The organism is Mesorhizobium sp. M1A.F.Ca.IN.022.07.1.1 (assembly GCF_003997575.1).
Classification (GTDB): domain Bacteria; phylum Pseudomonadota; class Alphaproteobacteria; order Rhizobiales; family Rhizobiaceae; genus Mesorhizobium.
On the sequence record NZ_RZST01000610.1, the window covers coordinates 1 to 1,503 of the forward strand.

The following is a 1,503-nucleotide window of genomic DNA, read 5'->3' on the forward strand; positions in this document are numbered from 1 at the left end:
GACCTGGCGGATAAAACTATCGCTCCATCTGACGCTTGATTTGATGCGCGACCTGCGCGAGCGGGCCGAGGACGAGGCCATCCATGTCTTTGCCCGCAACCTCAAGGACCTGCTGCTCGCCGCGCCCGCCGGCTCCCGGCCCACGATGGGTCTCGATCCCGGCATCCGCACCGGCGTCAAGGTGGCTGTGGTCGACGGTACCGGCAAGCTGGTGGCGACGACCACCGTCTATCCGTTTCCGCCAAAGAACGATGTGCGCGGCACGCAGGCGGAACTTGCCAGGCTCATTCGCTTCCACAAGGTGGAGCTGATCTCGATCGGCAACGGCACCGGCAGCCGCGAGACCGAGAAGCTGGTGGCCGACATGCTCGCCAGCCTGCCGTCCGACGGCGGGCCGAAGCCGATCAAGGTGATCGTCAGCGAAGCCGGCGCGTCGGTCTATTCAGCCTCGGCGACGGCGGCCGCCGAGTTTCCCGACCTCGACGTGTCGCTGCGCGGCGCGGTGTCGATCGCGAGACGCCTGCAGGACCCGCTCGCCGAGCTGGTCAAGATCGAGCCGAAGTCGATCGGCGTCGGCCAGTATCAGCACGATGTCGACCAGTACCGGCTCGGCCGCTCGCTGGAGGCGGTGGTGGAGGATGCGGTCAATGCTGTCGGCGTCGACCTCAACACGGCATCGGCGCCGCTCTTGGCGCGCGTTTCGGGACTGGGGCCATCGCTTGCCGAAGCGATCGTCGCGCATCGCGACGTCGGCGGCCCGTTCGCTACGCGCCGCGATCTGCTGAACGTGGCGCGGCTTGGACCGCGCGCGTTCGAGCAGTGCGCAGGCTTCCTGCGCATCCCGAACGGCTCCGAGCCGCTCGACGCTTCATCCGTGCATCCGGAAGCCTATGGCGTGGCAAAGAAGATCGTCGCCGCCTGCGGCCGCGACGTGCGCGCGCTGATGGGCGACAGTGCCGCGCTCAAGGCACTTGACCCTCGTGTCTTCGTCGACGAGCGCTTCGGCCTGCCGACGGTACGTGACATCATCGCGGAACTGGAAAAGCCCGGACGCGACCCGCGGCCGGGCTTCAAGACGGCGACCTTTGCCGAAGGCGTCGACGACATCAAGGACCTGAAGCCCGGCATGCTGCTCGAAGGCACGGTCACCAATGTCGCCGCCTTCGGCGCCTTCGTGGACATCGGCGTGCACCAGGACGGGCTGCTGCATGTCTCGCAGCTGGCCGACCGCTTCATCAAGGACGCGCATGAGGTGGTAAAGGCCGGCGATGTCGTGAAAGTTCGAGTGGTCGATGTCGACATCAAGCGCAATCGCATCGGCCTCTCGATGCGCAAGGATGGCGGCCAGGGTGGGGCGCCTCGGGTCGGCCAGCGCGACAGCGGCGGCGGCAAGCCCGTACCGCGCTCGCCGGCGCCGCAGCGCCAGCCTGAAAAGCCGTCACAGGGTGCGTTCGGCGCGGCGCTCGCCGAGGCGATGAAGCGGAAATAGCTACCACGCCAGAA

The 1,503-nt window shown here is 67.5% G+C and carries 1 protein-coding gene; it reads left to right on the plus strand.

Going from position 1 to position 1,503, the window contains the following annotated elements:
• Positions 1-1,489: Tex family protein (locus EOA75_RS32725; RefSeq protein WP_164747747.1), on the plus strand; the 1,489-nt coding region annotated here is incomplete at its 5' end.
• Positions 1,490-1,503 lie beyond the last annotated feature (14 nt).